Here is a 17,341-nt window from a genome sequence, read left to right as displayed (position 1 = left end):
GCGGAGAGGTTCGTCGTCCGCTCGGCCGTTGGGCTGGGGCTCAGGAGGACCCGTGTGCGCTGGCGGCCCGCAGCGCGCGCAGTGCGGGCGGCGCCTCCGATTCATCGCCAGCGACGACGTCGCTGATCGCGACAGCGCCGTGAGGGTCGACCGCGCGGGCGTACCAGGATGAGTCCTGGCGGCGGGCGGTGACCGATTCACCTGACGTCACCTCATCGAACCGCGCGATCACCGAGTCGGTCAGGATGTCCGCGCGCACCGCGTCCGCGCGCAGCAAGGTGGGCTCCACGGCGATGCCCGCGTCGGCGTACGAGATCTCGAACTCCTGGTGCTCATCGGACAGCGACGGGTGGACCGCCGAGTAGTCGGCGAGGAAGTCCGAGTAGGTGCGCACCAGGATGCGGCCACCGTCGTGATCGAAGTGGAGCAGGCGCAGGTAGCCCTCGCCGCCGTTCGGCAGGTCCTGATAGTCGAACAGCATGGACGTGACGGTGCGGTCGTCCGTGCCGTCGCCGTCATCGTCGAACCGATCGGTCCTCGTGAACGCGTCGTGATAGTGACCGCTCATCACCATGCGCACATTGGGGTTGGTCGCGACCACCTCGTCGTGGATGCGCTGGGGGACGATCCCGAGGCCGCCCGTGGTGAGCATGTACTCGTGCAGCGCGAGCACCGCCACACGCTCAGGATGCCGGGCGAGCACCTCATTCAGCCAGGCGATCTGCTCGTCGCCCGCGCCCCAGCCCATGTACACGAACATCAGGTCGACGCCGCCGACGGTGATGAGGTCGTAGTGCCCGCGATTGCCCTCGTGATTCCCGCCGTACCAGGGGCGGTGCTGGAATCGTTGGTCGCCGAACCATCGGGAGAAGTCGGAGTAGTCGCCGGACTGCTGATCCACGTCGTGGTTGCCGGCCAGCACTCCATAGGGCAGGTTTGCACGGTCGAAGGCGGCGTATGCCTCCTCGGCGCGCAGCCACTGCGGCTCGTCGGAGGACAGGTCGACGATGTCTCCGGTGTGGACCACGTACTGCAGGTTCAGCTGCTCGCGCCGGCTCAGCAGGAAGTCGTGGATCGACAGCTGCCGGTCATGGATGTCGGGCCGCGCGTTGTAGTACTGCGTATCGGACTCCCACGCGATCGTGAAGTCGTACTCGGGGCGCGGCGTGTCGTCCGGGTGGTGCGGTGCCACCGTGCTCGCGCGCGTGGAGAGGTCCTCGCCCGCGTACCCGTCGGTGTGCTGCACGAGCGCCGTCATGATGCCGTCGACGGCGTACTGCTCGACGGGGACGACGGCGTCGAGCGCGACGGGGTGCGCGCCCTCGCCAGAGGGGGTCACGACGGAGTCCACCTCGACCCACGCATCGGCGCTGCCGCCCCGTCCGGGGGAGAGCACGCGCAGCATCAGCCTGGCATCGCCGTTCGCCTCCCCATCCCATCTCAGCCGCAGGCTCGCGTCCTCGGCTCCCTCGGGAATTGACGCCTCGATCAGCTGGTATGGCAGTCCGTCGCCCGGCTCGACGGCGACCACGTCGCCGTCGATCGCCGTCAGCGCCGTGCTCTCGCTCGCGCTCGCCGGGCGTGCGTCGACGCGATCGACCGCCGCCGAGTCACTCGTTGCGCCACTCGCGACGGACACGTCTGACCCGATCGCCAGGGACGCTCCGAGCGCCATCGTGACCTCGAGCGCGTCGCCCGCGCCATCGCGTGCCGTCGCCTGCAGGTCTGCGCCGTCGACCCCGACCTCGATGGTCGGGTGCTCGTCCGGGATCATGAACGGCACGGTGGCCGTATTGGCGTTGCCCTCGCGGTCGCGCGCCGTCACGACGAGGCGGCGCTCACCTGGCGCATCGGCGAGCGAGGACATGGTGATGGGCAGCGTGACGGCGCGGCCGTCAAGCGTCGCCTCGACCGCGGCCACGCCCGCTCCAGCGTCGGTCGCCGCGACATCGACGGTGACCTCGCCGCGAACGACGGCGCCGGGCTCGATGCTTGGCGTGAGCTGGGGTGCGGTGGTGTCGACCAGCAGCTCCACCTCGGCGCGGCCGGAGGATGCGGTGGCCGTGACCGAGTGTGGGCCGTCCCCGGCACGCGTCGTGTCCCAGCGGTGGGCAGCCGCCGTGAATGCCGCGGGCGGCACGACGAACGTCGCGTCCACCGTTGCCGCCGCACGGGCGCCGTCACCCACCGCGGCCCAGGCCTCCGGGTGGCGATCCTCCAACGGTCGCAGCGCGGAGCCGTCGGGCAGCACGAGTCGCACGTCGCTCACCGCGAAGTCGTCGTTGCCCTCCTGCGGGTCGGGCCCGGTGAGGGCCTTCGTGCCCGACATGATGGTCAGCGTCACCGGTTCGCCGGGCCGCACCGCCCTCAGGGGCACGAGCGTCTCGATGGTCGCCTGGTCCCCGTAGGTGCCGACGTCGAACACGCTGAGCACCTGGTCGCCGAGCATCACGCCGTTGCGGAAGTAGTCGTCGGTGAGCGTCGCCTCGAACGCGAGCACGGGCTCGTGCGCGAGCGACGGCTGGCTCGCTGCGCGCTCTCCGTCGATCGCGATCGCGACGTCGCCCTGGTCAGCTGCCGCGGCGACCACGAGAGTCTGGCCCGTCACGGCGTCGCCCGCTCTCGACGGATCACGCACAGCCACGGGCTGCAGGGCTTCGGAGGCGACCCACGGCTCCGCCTCAACCGGGGACGAGTCGACGTGGCGCACCGTGACGGGCGCCGGTGCGACCGCGCTGGTGATCGTGTGGACGTCGGTCTCCGTCGAGGAGAACCCGTCGGTCGCAGCGATCCGGTAGTGGATCCGCTCGCGCGCGATCGTCTCGGTCGCGCCCAGGGTCACGTGCGCGAGGCCCAGCTCGTCCGTCTCGAGGCGGCGCACGCGGGGCTCGGGATCCCGATCGCTCCACCACTCGATGCCGAGCGTCATCAGCAGCCCGTCGTCCTCCGCCCATACCTCGAGGTTGACGGGCCTGCCCGGCACGAACGCGGAGCGCGGCTCGTGCGCGAGCATGGGGGCGTCGCCGGCTGCCGGCGCCGCGACCACCCGGCCGGTCTGCGCTGACTCCACCACGCCGGGGGAAGCCGCGCCGAGTCCTCGCGGCGGCTGGGCCGCGTGCGCATCGGCCGTGTGGCCAAAGTGCATGCCAAGCCCGCTTCCCGTATCCCTGTCCGAGTCGACGTTGTAGTACGCCCTCGACACCGACAGCCCCGCCTGCGTGACCACCTCGATGCCGCGCATCGCCGCGTTCGCCATGCCAGGTCCCTCGACGCGCACGAGCGTGTCGCCCTCCTTGAGAGCGGTGCCGTACGCCGCGTTGAAGTCCGCGACGGTGAGGTGCGCGTTCGCCGGTGTGCGCACCCACAGCACGAGCGCGTCGCCTGGCTCGAGAACGGGCGCAGGCCCGACGGTGGGCCAATGGTGGTGCGTGCGCGTCGACAGGTTGGCGAGCGGAGTCACGTATCGCACGGCGAAGTCGTCCCAGGCGAGCGGCGCATCAGAGGCGTTGACCACCTCGATGAACTCGTAGGCGTCGGTGCCGGCGATGTTGGGGCTGTCCGCCGCGATCTCGGTGACCTGGATGATGGGCGCGTACCGCTCCGGCTCGGCGAGGGGCCGCAGGGGAAGGGCCGATGCGCCGGCCGGCTCCGAGAGCACGGTCGCCCCTGCGCAGGCGAGGACGGTGATGGCGGCGGTCGACGTCAGGCGGGCGATGAGACGGGGCACGGTCGCAGCAGCTCCTCGGCGGCCCCGGCAGCGTCTCTGCCGGCGCCGTTCGGTCCCATGTCAGCGTGACGCCGGGCGCCGATCAATGCGCCGCGGGGCGCGTCTGCGGAAGGTTCACGAGACGTTCAGCGGGTGGTCATGCACGGGCGGTCTCGTTCACCCGTGGTGAGCGACGCCACGCGCAGGTGAGGGGGCTCGTCGCAGGCGGTCGCGCACGTTCCTCGACGACTGGGGGGTCAGTCGAATGCGACCGCGGTCTCGCGCGGGTAGGAGCCACCCGCCAGCTTCACCAGATGGGCGTGCGCGTACTCGCAGATGAGCGCGTGGCGGTACACCATCTGGGGGACGTCCACGTTGGAGTCCATCCACAGGCTCATCCCGCCCATCTTCCAGTGGCGGAAGGTGCTGTCGCCCGTCACCACCGACAGGATCTCGAGGAATGAGTCGTCGAACCGGATCGAGTGCACGGCGCGACGGTACTCCTCGAGCGTGAGCGCCATGGAGAACGGGATGTTCATGAGGCACAGCGCGGTCTGGATGTCGAGGCGCAGCAGTCGCCGCCGGCCGCGTTCCGCGTCGAGCGGCGGGACGTCGAGCTGAGCGAAGTCGAGCCGCGAGGGCCGGGAGAGCTCCACATGGTCGAGCGCGATCAGCACGTCGTAGACGTTGACGTCGTGCTCCACCACGGCCTGGTCGCCGAGGCCGGCGAGGGCCGTGGGTCGCAGCGTCACGGGCTCCATCGCGACCGGGGTGTTGCGGATGATGAAGTTCACGAGGTTGGTCTCGACCACGAAGTGGCGCACGAGCAGCTCGACGGCGTCGGGCGAGACGCCGCGGCGCAGGAACCACACGCACAGCCAGTCCATCATCCTGAGTGGCATCCACCGGAACGGCAGCACGCGCTTGACGACGGAGATCAGCGCGATCGCGACCCGGGACAGGATGCGCACCACGGGATAGAGCCAGCGGCGTGACGGTCGGCGCTGGTCGTCGATGATCTGGCGCACGACCGACCTGTCGAGCGGCACCGACGGATCGGCGTGGATCGCGTCCCACATGCTCGGGTCGGAGCGGGGTGGCGGGGCCATGTCAGCGATCCAGCTCCTCGAGCTGCAGCACGTACAGGCGGGCCACCACCTCGGCGCAGCGCACGATCTCGTCCGCGGCCTCCTCGTCGATGAGCCCTGAGCTCAGGATCGCCTCGAGGTTGCCCGTGTGCTCGGCGTCGGCCTCCTGGTGGTAGATCATGAACCGCACCTGGCTGTCCGCGAGGCCCAGCACCTCCTGGAAGCGCCTGGCCCACCCGGCGGCTCTTTGCGCCCCCAGGCCCTCGATGATGAACATCGCCCCCAGCAGCCCCACGGGATTGGGGCGGTCGGCGTACGTGAACATGTAGCCCGACAGCGCCTCGGAGCCGATGTTCTTCCGGCCTGCGCGCAGCTCCTCGAGGGTGCCGCCCACGGCCACGTAGTCGCGCTCGATCATCAGATAGTCGCGGTGCTCCTCCTGGGCGTGGCTGATCGCTGCCGTGCGCAGCTCGAAGTGCGCGATGTCGAAGTTCGAGGCCGCGCGGGAGATCCACGGCGACCCGTCGACGACCTGCTGACGCAGGTTGAACAGCAGCCGCTTGTAGTCGTCGAGCGTCACCGTCCCCTGAGCCAGCCGGTGGAGCACAGGGACCTGCTCGAGCCGCGCGTCGAAGTCGGCCCACACGGCGGCGAGGCGGTCGGCGAGGGTGGCTTGCTCGGTTGTGGTCACGTCACGATCCTTCGGTAGGAGTGGCTTGCATGGACGGCGGTGCGACGACGGTGAGGTGCGCGAACGCGAACGAGAACCTCGCGGACTCCGGCACGGCGAGCAGCACCGTCTCCCCGGGCGCGAAGCGGCCGTCGTGCCACGCCTCCTCGAGCGCGATGAAGATGCTCGCGGTGCCCGTGTTGCCGCGGGTCTCGAGGTTCGAGTACCAGCGGTCGGTGTCGAGGGTCGGGATGCGCCTGCGGATGCCATCGAACGCGAGGTCGCGAAACCGGTTGGTGCTGTAGTGGCACACCACGTGATCGAGTCGCCTCATGTCGATCATTCCCGTGTCCACGAGGTGCTCGAACTGCCGGATGCCCGCCTCCGCGAGGGCGTCGAGCACGGAGATGTCCTGGCGGAGGACGAACATTCCCTCCGCCGCGGCCGTGGCGATGTCGACGTCCTGCCACGTGCGACCGACCACCGGGTCGAGACCCTCCATGCCCGACCGCATCACCACCGGATGATCGTGCGCCAGGGACACGTGCTGCACCCAGTCGAGGCGCAGGGAGGGCTTGGTCGGGTGAGGCTGGAACTCGAGCACCACGGCGCCGGCACCGTCCGAGAGCATCCATCGCAGGAAGTGGGCGTCCATGCGAGCGCTCGCGCCGTCGAACCGGCTCTGCCGCAGGCTGCGGCTCGGCAGCTCCGAGCCCACGACGGCGGCGCGCGGATGATCGCCCAGACGGATCTTGGCCGCAGCGGCGTCCAGCGCTGCGAGGCTCGAGGCGCAGACGCCCTGCGCGGTGAGCACCTGCATGGGACCGCCGCCGAGGCGGCCGTGCACCATGGATCCGAAGCCAGGCACGAGCGCGTCGCCCATGGTCGTCGCGCACGCGAGCATCCGCAGGTCCTCGGCATCGATGCCGCGATCGTCGAGCGCCGTGCGCAGCGCCTTGACGGCGAGCTCCTCGTTGAGCTCGGTGGGCTCGCCATGCTCGTCGAGCGCGTAGTGGCGCGTGCGGATGCCGTTCTCCTCGAGCACGCGGCGACGGATCCGGTCGGTGACGCGGTCGTCGCCCCCCAGGCGCGGGGCGATGCCGTCGTTGTCGACCGGAGGACCTGGGAGATAGCGGCCGAATCCGGTGAGATATGCGGTCGCCTGCGAGCTCATGGTGATGACCATAGCCGGGGCGCCGAGGGCCGTCCGGGTTCTCCACAGTTCGATCTGCTCACGACGCGGAGCCATGATGGGTTCGACCCCGACCTGGAGGCAGGCGGGTCGTGCAGTGGTGGAGCCTAGGGGACTCGAACCCCTAACCCCCTGCTTGCAAAGCAGGTGCGCTACCAATTGCGCCAAGGCCCCGTGCGCGGATTCCGCGCTCGAGAGTCAGAACTCGTGATGCACATCATCCCAGATGTCGCGCCGAGCGTCACGGGCGAGCGAGCCGTAGACGAGCACGGTCGCCGCGACCACTGCGGCAAGGATGACGATCTTCTTCATTCGACCACCTCGGTGGGCCCAGGAGGACTTGAACCTCCGACCTCTTCGTTATCAGCGAAGCGCTCTAACCGCCTGAGCTATGGGCCCGGTGCGGCGAAAGCCGCGGCGACCTACGATACCCCACGCGCGCACACGCGACAAAACCGGGGGATGCGCCGTGAGCGAGTGGCTGGGGTCAGTCGTCGGTGAGGGTGACGTACACGCCGCCCACGACCTTCGACACCGTGTTGTACAGCAGTGCGCCGAGCGTGGCCAGCGCCGTGAGGAGCACCACGTTGACGACGGCGACCAGAGTCGCGCCCGCGACCCACTTGTTGAGCTCGAAGGCCGGCATGATGTCGACCTGAGCCTCGCCGGTGAAGAGGGTGTCGACCCAGTCCTGAGCGAGCGCGAACAGCAGCAGGCTGTCCATCGTCTCCCAGATGACGTACACGGCGACCACGAGCATGATGCCCAGCGCGACCGAGAGCAGGAAGCCCATCTTGAGGGCCGACCACGGGTCGATGCGCGACACCAGCACGCGCGCCCTGCGCGGGCCGCCGCTACGGCTCGACGCCGCGATGTCGTCGCCCGCGGTGAGGTCGTCCTTGGCCTTGATGGCGAAGCCCTTGAGCTTGTCGAACCCGGCGCCCACGGTCGCGCCCACCGATGCTCCACCCAGGAACGAGTGCTGCTCGCCGCCCGAGGCCTGAGTGCCCGTGGTCGGCTGGGTGCCCGTGGTGGGGGACGTCGCGGTGATCGGCTGGGTGCCCGTGGTCGGGGGTGTCGCGGCGGTCGGGGGAGTCGTCGTCGTCGGCTGGGAGCCGGTGGTCGGCGCAGCTGCGGGCGCGGGCTCGTTGACGGGCGCGAAGGGCGACCGTGCCCGGGCCTGGGGGGCGGCCGCGGCGCTCGGCTGCGGGCTCGACGTGGGCTGCCGCGCGGAGGTGGCCTGCTGACCTGACGCGGGAGCCGTGTAAGGGGAGGTGGGCTGCTGTCCCGACGCCGGCATCTCGCCGGTGATCGGACGCAGGGATGAGCGCTGGGGGCGGCCCGCGGGCGCGGCGCCTTCAGGGTGCTGAGGCGCGAAGGTCGGGCGCGTGCCCGACGGGGCGCGGTGATCCGCGTTCATGACATCTCCTCCTCGCCCACGCGCGTGCGCGGACAATGCGTCCAGGGTACTTGAGGCCCGTGAACTGGGTTCGCCGGGCGCACTGGTGCCGGGCAGGCCGAGGGTTCGGACAACGGTACCCGAGTCGCGTGCGGAACGCGAGAGTCGTGGCAGCCGATGCGCGAAACCCCGACCGTCGGGTCCTCACGTGAGTAGGTTGACCGTATGCACAAGCCTTCGACCGGCGCTGACATCGCTGCTGACACCGGGCCCTCCGTTCCTAGACGAGCGTGGACGCTGATTCGTTCCGCCCCGGGCACCGTCGCGCTCGCCGCGGTCATCCTCGTCGGCGGCATCGTGTCCGGCGCACTGTGGACGCCAGCGGAGACCAGCGGGCTGCTCGACACCTGGGGCTGGGGCCTTCCGGCGTTCGAGGATGGGCGTTGGTGGACCATCCTCGGCGGCGTGCTGATCAGCCCCACGCCGTGGATGTATCCGCTGATCATCGTCCTTTTCGTGGTGGGCGCCGGGTACCTGGAGAGCCGATACGGGTTCCTGCGCATGGCCGCGGTCACCGTCGGATGTCACGTCGTCGCCGTGCTGACCGTCGCCGCGATCCTCTGGGCGCTCCAGGACTCCTCACTGGAGTGGGCGCAGGACCTTGGCGATGTGCTGGACGTGGGCGCCTCGAACATGGCCTTCGGGGCCATCGGCGCCATGACCGCGGCCATGCCGCTGCTGTGGCGGCGCCGCCTGAGGCTCATCGGCATCCTCTACTCGATCGCGATGATCCTGTGGGCCGGAGAGATCTGGGACCTCACCCACGCGGTGTCGTTCGCGGTGGGTCTCGCGGTCGGCCCGTGGGCGGTGCGGCGCGCGTATGAGCGGCCGCGTCTTCACTGGGGTGGCCAGGAGACGCGGGACGTCGCGGCGATCATCCTCGTGTTCAACGCCCTCCACGCGCTGCTCGCGCGCATCTGGCCGGGCGAGGGCGGGCTGTTGGAGTTCGGGCACCCCGAGCGCTCCGACGCGACGATCCTGGGCGAGGTCGGCATCGCCGTCCTGCAGCTCATCGTCGCCTTCGCGGTGCATCGGGGCAGCCGTCTCGCGTGGTGGTTCGTCATGATCACGAATGGCGTCGCCGTGGTCGCAGGAGCATTCCTGATCGGTCAGCGTCCCGGCGCGAGCTTCTGGGTGGACTACGGGCTCGACATCGCGCTCCTGGTCATCCTCGTGGCCGGGCGGCGCCACTTCGCGGTGCGCGGAGCCAGGGGCGTGCGAGCGCGCATCTGGAGGCGCATCGGCGTCGCGGCGGCGGCCGTGATGGTGGGCACGACCGCCGCGATCATGGCGCTCGGCTCGTCGTTCGACCATCAACCGACCTGGCACGAGGCCCTCTCCACGTCCTTCCTTCGCATCCTGGGCGACTCGGAGGATGGCCTGCAGCCAGAGACCACGGCCGCGCGGGTCCTCCTCACGGTCATCGGCCTCCTCTGGTACGCGATCATCGCGGTCTCCGTTGCCGGGCTGCTGCTGACCTCGCGCCGCCCTGACGATGCCGCCGAAGCCCGCGACAGGTTCATCGAGCTGCAGAACGACCGCGCCGGCATGACGAGCATCGGCTACATGGCTCGCTGGCCCGGGATCACCCACTGGGTGAGCGAGGACGGCGAGGCGGCGTGGGGCTTCAAGCTCGTCGGCAACACGGCGGTGGTGCTGGGAGACCCCGCTGGCGGCACCGATGCGGTGGCGGCCCGTGCGACCGAGTTCGCCGAGCACTGTCGTGCGCGAGGGTGGCGGGAGGCGTACTTCGCCATCGGTCCGGCGCTGCGGGACGCTCTGGCGGAGCTCGACTACAAGTCGATCCAGGTGGCCGAGGACACCGTCATCCATCTGCCAGACCTGGCCTTCACGGGCAAGTCGTGGCAGGACGTGCGCTCTGCCCTCAATCGCGCCAAGCGCGAGGGGGTCACCATGCGTGCGGTCCCGCTCGCGCAGGCACCCCGCGGCCTGAAGGACCAGCTCGAGGCGATCGAGGCGCAGTGGGCGGGCGACAAGTCACTCCCCGAGATGGGGTTCACGCTCGGCGGCCTCGAGGAGGCCGCCGATCCCAACGTCGTCATGCATCTCGCCGTCGACGAGGACGGAACCGTGCACGGGATGACCAGCTGGATGCCGGTCTACCGCGACGGCGACGTGGTCGGGTGGACCATCGACATCATGAAGCGCCGGCTCGATGACGGCGTCATGGGCGGAGTGATGGAGTTCCTGATCGCGCAGACCGCTCTCGACTTCAAGGAGGCGGGCTACGAGTTCATCTCGCTGTCATGCGCGCCGCTGTCGTACTCCGGCGACGTCGAGTCGAGCGTCGAGCGCATGCTCGACATCCTGGCCGACCGGATGGAGCCCTACTACGGCTTCACGAGCCTCGAGCGCTTCAAGGCCAAGTTCAAGCCCGAGCACGTGCCCATGTTCCTCCTGTACCGCGACGAGGCGCGCCTTCCAGCCATCACCGTCGCCATCCTGCGTGCCTACCTGCCGGACGCGACCGTCACGGACCTCATCCGCGCCGCCGCGCACCCGGGCGACTGACGCATAGCACCCAGCACGCCCATCGGCGCTCCTGGCGGTTCATCGTCGCTGCCCCAGGCCCTTCAACCACCGAAAGGGATCCATTTCGCTGGTCTGGGGGCGTTGAGCGACGAGAATCGACCGCCACGGCGAAGTTCAGTGACCCGCGCCCAGGTGGCCCGACATCCGTCCATGGAACTGCTCGGACGCCTCGTTGAGACCCTCGATCCGGGCCTCCTTGCCGTGCTGGGCGTACTTGAAGACCACGGAGTCGAGAGCCGCGACCGTCGAGGCGTCCCACACGTGCGAGCCGCTCATGTCGATCACCACACGCTCGGGGTCGCCGGCATAGTCGAACTGTGAGTACAGGTCGTTCGACGAGGCGAAGAACAGCTCGCCCGACACCTGGTAGCGGCGCTCGCCGTCGACGGGCTCGGCGCCCGTCACGGTCGCGAGGTGCGCCACGCGACGCGCGAACAGCACCGACGCGAGCAGCACGCCGGCGACCACGCCGTACGCGAGGTTGTGGGTCGCGACCACGACGGCGACGGTCGTCAGCATCACGGCGGTCTCCGAGCGCGGCATCCTGCGCAGCGTGGACAGCCGGATCGAGTGCCAGTCGAACGTCGCCCACGACACGTAGATCATCACCGCGACGAGCGCCGCCATCGGGATCATGGCGACCACATCGCCGAGCGCGAGGATCAGGATCAGCAGGAAGATGCCCGCTGCCAGGGTGGACAGGCGAGTGCGCGCACGGCCGGCCTTCACGTTGATCATGGTCTGGCCGATCATCGCGCAGCCGCCCATGCCGCCGAAGAACCCGGTGATGAGGTTGGCCGCGCCCTGGCCCCACGCCTCGCGGGTCTTGTCCGAGTGTGTGTCCGTGATGTCGTCGACGAGCTTGGCGGTCATGAGCGACTCGAGCAGGCCCACCAGCGCGACGCCGAGCGCGTACGGGAAGACGATGCGCAGGGTCTCCATGGTCAGCGGCACGTCGGGGAAGAACAGCGTGGGCAGGCCCTCGGGGAGCGCGCCCTCGTCGCCGACGTCGGGGACGGCGACTGCGAACGTCACGGTCACGAGAGTCAGCAGCACGATCGCGACCAGCGGCGCCGGCACCACCTGGGTCAGGCGCGGCAGGAACGCGATGATCGTGAGGCCGGCCGCGACCAGGGCGTACACCACCCATGGCACGTCCGTCAGGTGCGGCAACTGCGCCATGAAGATGAGGATCGCGAGCGCATTGACGAAGCCGATCATCACCGACCGGGGGATGAACCGCATGAGCTTCGCGATCCCCAGCACCGCGAGCAGCACCTGAAGGATCCCACCGAGGATCACGGCCGCGATCAGGTAGTCCAGGCCGTGCTCGCGGGCGAGCGGCGCCACGACCAGCGCGACGGCGGCAGTGGCCGCGGAGATCATCGCCGGACGGCCGCCCAGGAACGCGATGGCCACGGCCATGGTGAAGGACGCGAACAGGCCTACGCGCGGGTCCACGCCCGCGATGATCGAGAAGGAGATCGCCTCGGGGATCAGGGCGAGCGCGACCATCAGGCCCGAGATGAGCTCGGTGCGATAGCGCGCGAGCGGCATCCGCCACGACGACAGTCGCCACAGCTCGCCGCCGTGGGTGACGTCGGGGACTCCCGTGGCAGTGCGGGCGGCCGATGCGTGGGCGGAATCGGTTGTCTGTGCGTCAGTCATGGTGTCCTCGGCAGGCATGGCGAGAGCCCGGGCGGTTGCCCGGGCTCGGAGTCAGGCGAAGGTGGTGAGTGGCCGTCGACGGCCGCGGTCCAGGGTAGCCGACCGGCGCATCGGCCCTCTTGGCCGATCTGCAGGCGCCCCGCCCCGCCCCGCCCCGCCCCGCGCACCACACGTGCGCGAGTTGGGCCCAACTCGCTCATCTAAGGGCTTAGGTGCACCAGTTGGGCCCAATTCGCGCAACAAGGCGGGGGTGGACATGCATCGGCCGGACCGTCCTAGGGGGGTGGGGCGGCCCGGCCGATGGTCGATGACCGGTGGTGCCGCTGAGCGGCAGCCGGTGGCTTATGTGTCGCTCGCCGGCACGCGCCGTCGAGGTCCTGGAGACATTGTGCCAGGACTCGGCGCCTCGTGCGACCTCATCGCGACAAGATGTCGTCAGACGTTGGCGGGCTCCCAGCCGGTGCCGGGCTCGCCTGCCTCGACCGGTGCGTTCTCCGCCTCGAGGTTGGCGCGCAGGCTGGCCCCCAGGTCTGCGTCCACGTTGGTCCAGTACTGGATCGCGCGCTCGCGGATGTCGTCGGACTTGACCGCGCCCACGTGGCCGGTGATCTGCTCGAGGATGTGCGCCTTCTGCTGGTCGTCGAACACCTCGCGGTAGAGCGTGCCTGCCTGGCCGAAGTCGTCGTCCTCGGCGTGCAGCGTGGCCGCCGCGCGCACCATCTCGCCGTCGGACTCCCAGTTGCCCGCATCGCCGGCCCGCTCGGCATCGGCGTGTGCGCCGCCGCGCGAGTTGGGGGCGTACACCGGGGTGTCCGCCGACGCGAACGAGTAGCGCATCGCGCCATCCTTCGCGTACGAGTGCCCGTGCTCGCTCGCAGCGTGCGGCGAGTTGACGGGCAGGTCGGCGTGGTTGGTGCCCACGCGGTAGCGGTGCGCGTCCGCGTAGGAGAAGATGCGCGCCATCAGCATCTTGTCCGGGCTCGCGCCGATGCCGGGGACGAAGTTCGACGGGGCGAACGTCGCCTGCTCGATCTGCGCGAAGTAGTTCTCGGGGTTCTTGTTGAGCTCCATGACGCCCACGTCGATCAGCGGGTAGTCGCCGTGCGGCCATACCTTGGTGAGGTCGAACGGGTTGAAGCGGTAGGTCTTCGCGTCCTCGTAGGGCATGATCTGCACCTTGAGGTCCCAGCGCGGGAAGTCGCCCGCGTCGATGTGCTCGTAGAGATCGCGGATGTGGTGGTCGGCGTCCGAGCCCGCGAGCTGAGCAGCCTCGTCGATCGACAGGCCGTGCACGCCCTGCTGGCTCTTGAAGTGGTACTTGACCCAGAACCGCTCGCCGGCGGCGTTGATCCACTGGTAGGTGTGCGAGCCGTAGCCCTGCATCTCGCGCCACGAGCGCGGCAGGCCACGCTCTCCCATGAGCCAGGTCACCTGGTGGGCGGACTCGGGCTGGAGGGTCCAGAAGTCCCACTGCATGTCGTTGTCGCGCAGGTGGGTGCCCGGCAGGCGCTTCTGCGAGCGGATGAAGTCGGGGAACTTGATGCCGTCGCGGATGAAGAACACGGGAGTGTTGTTGCCCACGAGGTCATAGTTGCCCTCGGAGGTGTAGAACTTGAGGGCGAAGCCGCGGGGGTCGCGCCACGTGTCGGGGGAGCCGTTCTCGCCGGCGACCGAGCTGAAGCGCGCGAGCATCTCGGTCTCGACCCCAGGCTGGAAGAGCGCGGCGCGGGTGTAGTTCGCGATGTCGGGGTTGGTGACCGTGAAGGTGCCGAACGCTCCGCCGCCCTTGGCGTGCACCACGCGCTCTGGCACGCGCTCGCGGTTGAACTGCGCGAGCTTCTCGACCAGGTAGTGGTCGGTCAGCGCGGTGACACCGTCGTTGCCGACCGTCTGCGAGTGCTGGTCGGACGCGACGGGGGCGCCGGCGTTGGTGGTGGTGAACTTCTCGGTCACTTCGAACTCCTTGGTTGACAGAGGGGACGTATCAGGGAACGGCGACGACCGCATCGGCCGTGAGGGCCTTGCAGTCGGAGCAGACTCCCCAGAAGGTGACTTCCGCCTCGAGGAGGTCGAAGCCACTGGTCTGGCTGGGCGTCAGGCAGGGCGCGTGGCCCGTGACGCAGTCGATGTCGGCGACCGCACCGCATCGCTGGCACACGATGTGGTGGTGGTTGTCGCCCACACGAAGCTCATAGAGGCCGGGCTGGCCGGCCGGCTCGATGCGGCGGGCGAGTCCAGCGGCGGCGAGGTCGTTCAGGACGTTGTACACCGCCTGGCGCGAGGTCGTGGACAGGCGCCGCGCCACGCTGGCGACGATCGTGTCGGCGCCCGAGTGCGGCATGTCGGCGAGCGTCTCCACCACGGCGACCCGGGTGTCGGTGACGCGCAGGCCGGCGGCGCGCAGCATGGCCGCGGCGTCCACGATCTCGGTCTCGGTCACGGCCCCGACGGTAGTCACTTCTTTTTACCGTGTCAAAAGTAGCCGCCTCCAGCGCGTCCCTCCGTGGTTGGTCCCGTGCACGGCCCCGTGGGCCGGACAGGTGACCAACCTTGGTGGCGACATGGGCGTCAGGGCCGCTGGGCGCGGCGCGTGAACGCCCAGCCCGCAGCCGCGAGGCCAAGCGCCGTGAGGCCCACGCACCAGACGGTCGCGACCAGCGCGTCGGTGCCCGGATCCGTGCCGTGGAGGAGCGAGCGCAACGCGTCGTTCACCGGCGTGAGCGGCTGATGCGCGGCGAAGGCCTGCAGCCAACCCGGCATGGTCTCCACGGGAGCGAAGGCGCTGGACAGATAGGGCAGGAACAGCAGCCCGAAGCCGTAGCCGCTGGCGGCCTCGACCGACCGCGACACCACTCCGATCGCCGCGAACAGCGAGGTGATCGCCAGCACGTACAGCGCGACGATGCCCCCGACCGCCACCCACTGCGCCGGCGACGCCGCAGGACGGAAGCCCAGCGCTACCGCGACCACCAGCACCAGCGTGCTCGCGACGAGATTGCGGGCCACGGATGCCACGACGTGCCCCGTGACCGCCGCGCTGGCCGGCATGTCCATGGTCCGGAAGCGATCCATGAGGCCCTCGTTCATGTCGCGCGCGACGGCCACCGCCGTCTGCGCTGCACCGAACCCCGCGCACACGACGATGATGCCGGGCACCACGTAGTCGAGATACTCGGTGGTGCTTCCCGCGAGCGCCCCGCCGAACACGTACGTGAAGATCAGCAGCAGCGCCACCGGAAGCATGATGGACATCAGCAGCGTCTCGACGTCGCGGACCGAGTGCAGCATGCTGCGGCGGGTGAGAGCGAGCGTGGCGGTCATGCGGCCTCCTCGGTCAGCGCGAGGAAGGCGTCGTCGAGAGTGGGGCGACGCACGTCGATGCGTGCGCCGGCCGCAACGGCGCCGCGTGCTTCGAGAGCGTCCAGGGCGCGCCGAACGCCATCGGCGGAGCCGTCCGTCGCCTCACGGGCGAGCTCGACGCCGCCGTCCGTCATGACGACCACCTCCGCGGCGCCGATGCGCTCCTTGAGCTGTCGCGGCGTCCCCGTGGCCACCACGCGTCCCTGGTGAAGCACGTGCACCTGATCAGCGAGCGCGTCGGCCTCCTCGAGGTACTGGGTGGTGAGCAGCACCGCCGCGCCGTCGCGCGCGAGGCCGCGAACCTGCCCCCACAGCGCGTTGCGCGCACGGGTGTCGAGCCCGGTCGTCGGCTCGTCGAGGAACACCACCTGCGCGGGCGTCACCATCGACAGCGCGAGGTCGAGGCGCCGACGCATGCCGCCCGAGTACGTCGAGACCTGACGTCGCGCCGCATCCTCGAGGCCGCTCGCAGCGACGAGCTCGGCTGCCTTCGCGCGCGCGGCCGCGCGCGACAAGCCGCGCAGCCGCCCGATCAGCTCGAGGTTCTCGGCGGCCGTGAGCAGGCCGTCAACCGTCGCGGCCTGCCCCGTGACGGCGATCGCGCGGCGGACCTCGCGGCGGTCGGTCGCGACGTCGTGCCCTGCGACGAGGGCGGTGCCGCCATCGGCGCGCATCGCCGTGGTCAGGATGTTCAGCGTCGTGGTCTTGCCCGCCCCGTTCGATCCGAGCAGGGCCGTGACGTGGCCGCGGCGCGCAGTGAGGTCGACACCTGCGAGCACGGTGTGGTCGCCGAAGGCCTTGACGAGACCGGTGGCGTGGATGGCGGCAGTCATGGACGCGAGCCCCTTTCTGTGTATGTCGCATACCGTATGCGCCGTACACTTACTGTGTCAAGCGCACACAGTTACAGTGGTCGCATGCCCGATGACGCTCCCGAGCTTCCGCACGGACTCGCGCTCGCCTGGGGCGTCGCCCCCGAGCCCACCCGCGGACCCAAGCGAGAGCTGAGCGTCCAGCGCATCGTGTCGGAGGCGATCGCGATCGCGGACCGCGATGGGCTCGCCGCGGTGTCGATGGGAAACGTCGCGCGCGCGTGCGGCGTCACCACCATGGCGCTGTACCGCTACGTGAGCTCCAAGGACGACCTGGTGCTGCTCATGTCAGAAGGCGCGCTCGGCGACGCGCCGGACCTCGGCGGGCTCGGCTGGCGCGACGGCTTCAAGCAGTGGTTCGACGCGCAGGTCGCGGCCCTGGGGCGTCACCCCTGGGCTCTCGACATCCCGATCAAGGGAGCCCCGGACACGCCGCGGGCCCTCGCGTGGGGCGACGCCGCGCTCGGGCTGCTCGCCGGCTCAGGGCTGACCGTGTCTCAGCGCCTGGGAGCCGTGCTCGCAGTGGACGCCCAGGCACGCTGGCACGCGACTCTGCTGCGCCGGTGGGAGGACGGTTCACGCGCCGTCGAGGGCGACGCGATGGCGAGGGTGGCCCATCTGATCGGCCCGCACAACCTGCCCCACTTCGCCGCTGTCATGGCGTCTTCGGAGCCCGAGACCGCAGATGAGGACGATGCGGCGTACGGCCTCGAGCTCGTGCTCGACGGCATCGGGGTCGCGATCGAGCGGGCGCGGGCTCAGGCGCGCTGAAC

General features: G+C 70.0%; 12 protein-coding genes and 2 tRNA genes. 2 read left to right on the top strand and 12 right to left on the bottom strand.

Annotated elements, in window-relative coordinates; translation table 11 throughout:
* Positions 1-40: 40 nt before the first annotated feature.
* The 7 genes from B7K22_RS05895 to B7K22_RS12210 all read right to left on the bottom strand — a co-directional run bounded on the left by B7K22_RS05895 (position 41) and on the right by B7K22_RS12210 (position 8,076).
* Positions 41-3,727, bottom strand: a complete 3,687-nt coding sequence (locus B7K22_RS05895; RefSeq protein ID WP_084039036.1) for a metallophosphoesterase — start codon at positions 3,725-3,727, stop codon at positions 41-43.
* A gap of 236 nt (positions 3,728-3,963) precedes the next feature.
* On the bottom strand, positions 3,964-4,815 hold the full coding sequence (locus B7K22_RS05890; RefSeq protein WP_084039035.1) for a hypothetical protein: 852 nt from the start codon (positions 4,813-4,815) through the stop codon (positions 3,964-3,966).
* Between the two features lies 1 nt (position 4,816).
* Positions 4,817-5,485, bottom strand: coding sequence for an iron-containing redox enzyme family protein (locus B7K22_RS05885; RefSeq protein ID WP_084039034.1), 669 nt, complete (start codon positions 5,483-5,485; stop codon positions 4,817-4,819).
* Position 5,486: 1 nt separating this feature from the next.
* Complete coding sequence (locus B7K22_RS05880) at positions 5,487-6,638, bottom strand: 3-oxoacyl-[acyl-carrier-protein] synthase III C-terminal domain-containing protein (protein ID WP_159448778.1); 1,152 nt, start codon at positions 6,636-6,638, stop codon at positions 5,487-5,489.
* A gap of 116 nt (positions 6,639-6,754) precedes the next feature.
* Positions 6,755-6,830 (bottom strand) — tRNA-Ala (locus tag B7K22_RS05875).
* A 151-nt stretch (positions 6,831-6,981) separates the two neighbouring features.
* Positions 6,982-7,055, bottom strand: a tRNA-Ile gene (locus B7K22_RS05870).
* 88 nt (positions 7,056-7,143) lie between these two features.
* A complete protein-coding gene (locus B7K22_RS12210) occupies positions 7,144-8,076 on the bottom strand; it encodes a DUF3566 domain-containing protein (protein ID WP_234983329.1) in 933 nt (310 codons plus the stop codon).
* Between the two features lie 204 nt (positions 8,077-8,280).
* Here B7K22_RS12210 and B7K22_RS05860 point away from each other — a divergent pair, with 204 nt between their 5' ends.
* Positions 8,281-10,647 (top strand): bifunctional lysylphosphatidylglycerol flippase/synthetase MprF, encoded by a 2,367-nt coding sequence (locus B7K22_RS05860; RefSeq protein WP_084039032.1) that lies wholly within the window; start codon positions 8,281-8,283, stop codon positions 10,645-10,647.
* Positions 10,648-10,782: 135 nt separating this feature from the next.
* Here the strand turns inward: B7K22_RS05860 and B7K22_RS05855 are convergent, their stop codons facing one another.
* The 5 genes from B7K22_RS05855 to B7K22_RS05835 all read right to left on the bottom strand — a co-directional run bounded on the left by B7K22_RS05855 (position 10,783) and on the right by B7K22_RS05835 (position 16,529).
* The gene (locus B7K22_RS05855) at positions 10,783-12,336 is read right to left on the bottom strand and encodes a SulP family inorganic anion transporter (RefSeq protein WP_084039031.1); all 1,554 of its coding nucleotides are present in this window, start codon (positions 12,334-12,336) and stop codon (positions 10,783-10,785) included.
* Between the two features lie 435 nt (positions 12,337-12,771).
* A complete protein-coding gene (locus B7K22_RS05850; RefSeq protein WP_084039030.1) occupies positions 12,772-14,343 on the bottom strand; it encodes a catalase in 1,572 nt (523 codons plus the stop codon).
* Positions 14,321-14,743 (bottom strand): Fur family transcriptional regulator, encoded by a 423-nt coding sequence (locus tag B7K22_RS05845; RefSeq protein ID WP_084039818.1) that lies wholly within the window; start codon positions 14,741-14,743, stop codon positions 14,321-14,323. Before B7K22_RS05845 ends, B7K22_RS05850 begins: the two co-directional genes overlap by 23 nt.
* A gap of 161 nt (positions 14,744-14,904) precedes the next feature.
* Positions 14,905-15,657: an ABC transporter permease gene (locus B7K22_RS05840; RefSeq protein WP_084039029.1), complete on the bottom strand. Its 753-nt coding sequence runs from the start codon at positions 15,655-15,657 to the stop codon at positions 14,905-14,907.
* The gene (locus tag B7K22_RS05835; RefSeq protein WP_084039028.1) at positions 15,654-16,529 is read right to left on the bottom strand and encodes an ABC transporter ATP-binding protein; all 876 of its coding nucleotides are present in this window, start codon (positions 16,527-16,529) and stop codon (positions 15,654-15,656) included. Before B7K22_RS05835 ends, B7K22_RS05840 begins: the two co-directional genes overlap by 4 nt.
* Before the next feature lie 84 nt (positions 16,530-16,613).
* Here B7K22_RS05835 and B7K22_RS05830 point away from each other — a divergent pair, with 84 nt between their 5' ends.
* Entirely contained in the window at positions 16,614-17,339 is a 726-nt protein-coding gene (locus B7K22_RS05830) for a TetR/AcrR family transcriptional regulator (RefSeq protein ID WP_159448777.1), read from the top strand.
* The last annotated feature ends 2 nt before the right edge of the window (positions 17,340-17,341 follow it).

The organism is Demequina sp. NBRC 110053, from assembly GCF_002090095.1.
Taxonomy (GTDB): domain Bacteria; phylum Actinomycetota; class Actinomycetes; order Actinomycetales; family Demequinaceae; genus Demequina.
This window is presented reverse-complemented; position numbering and strand designations above follow the sequence as displayed.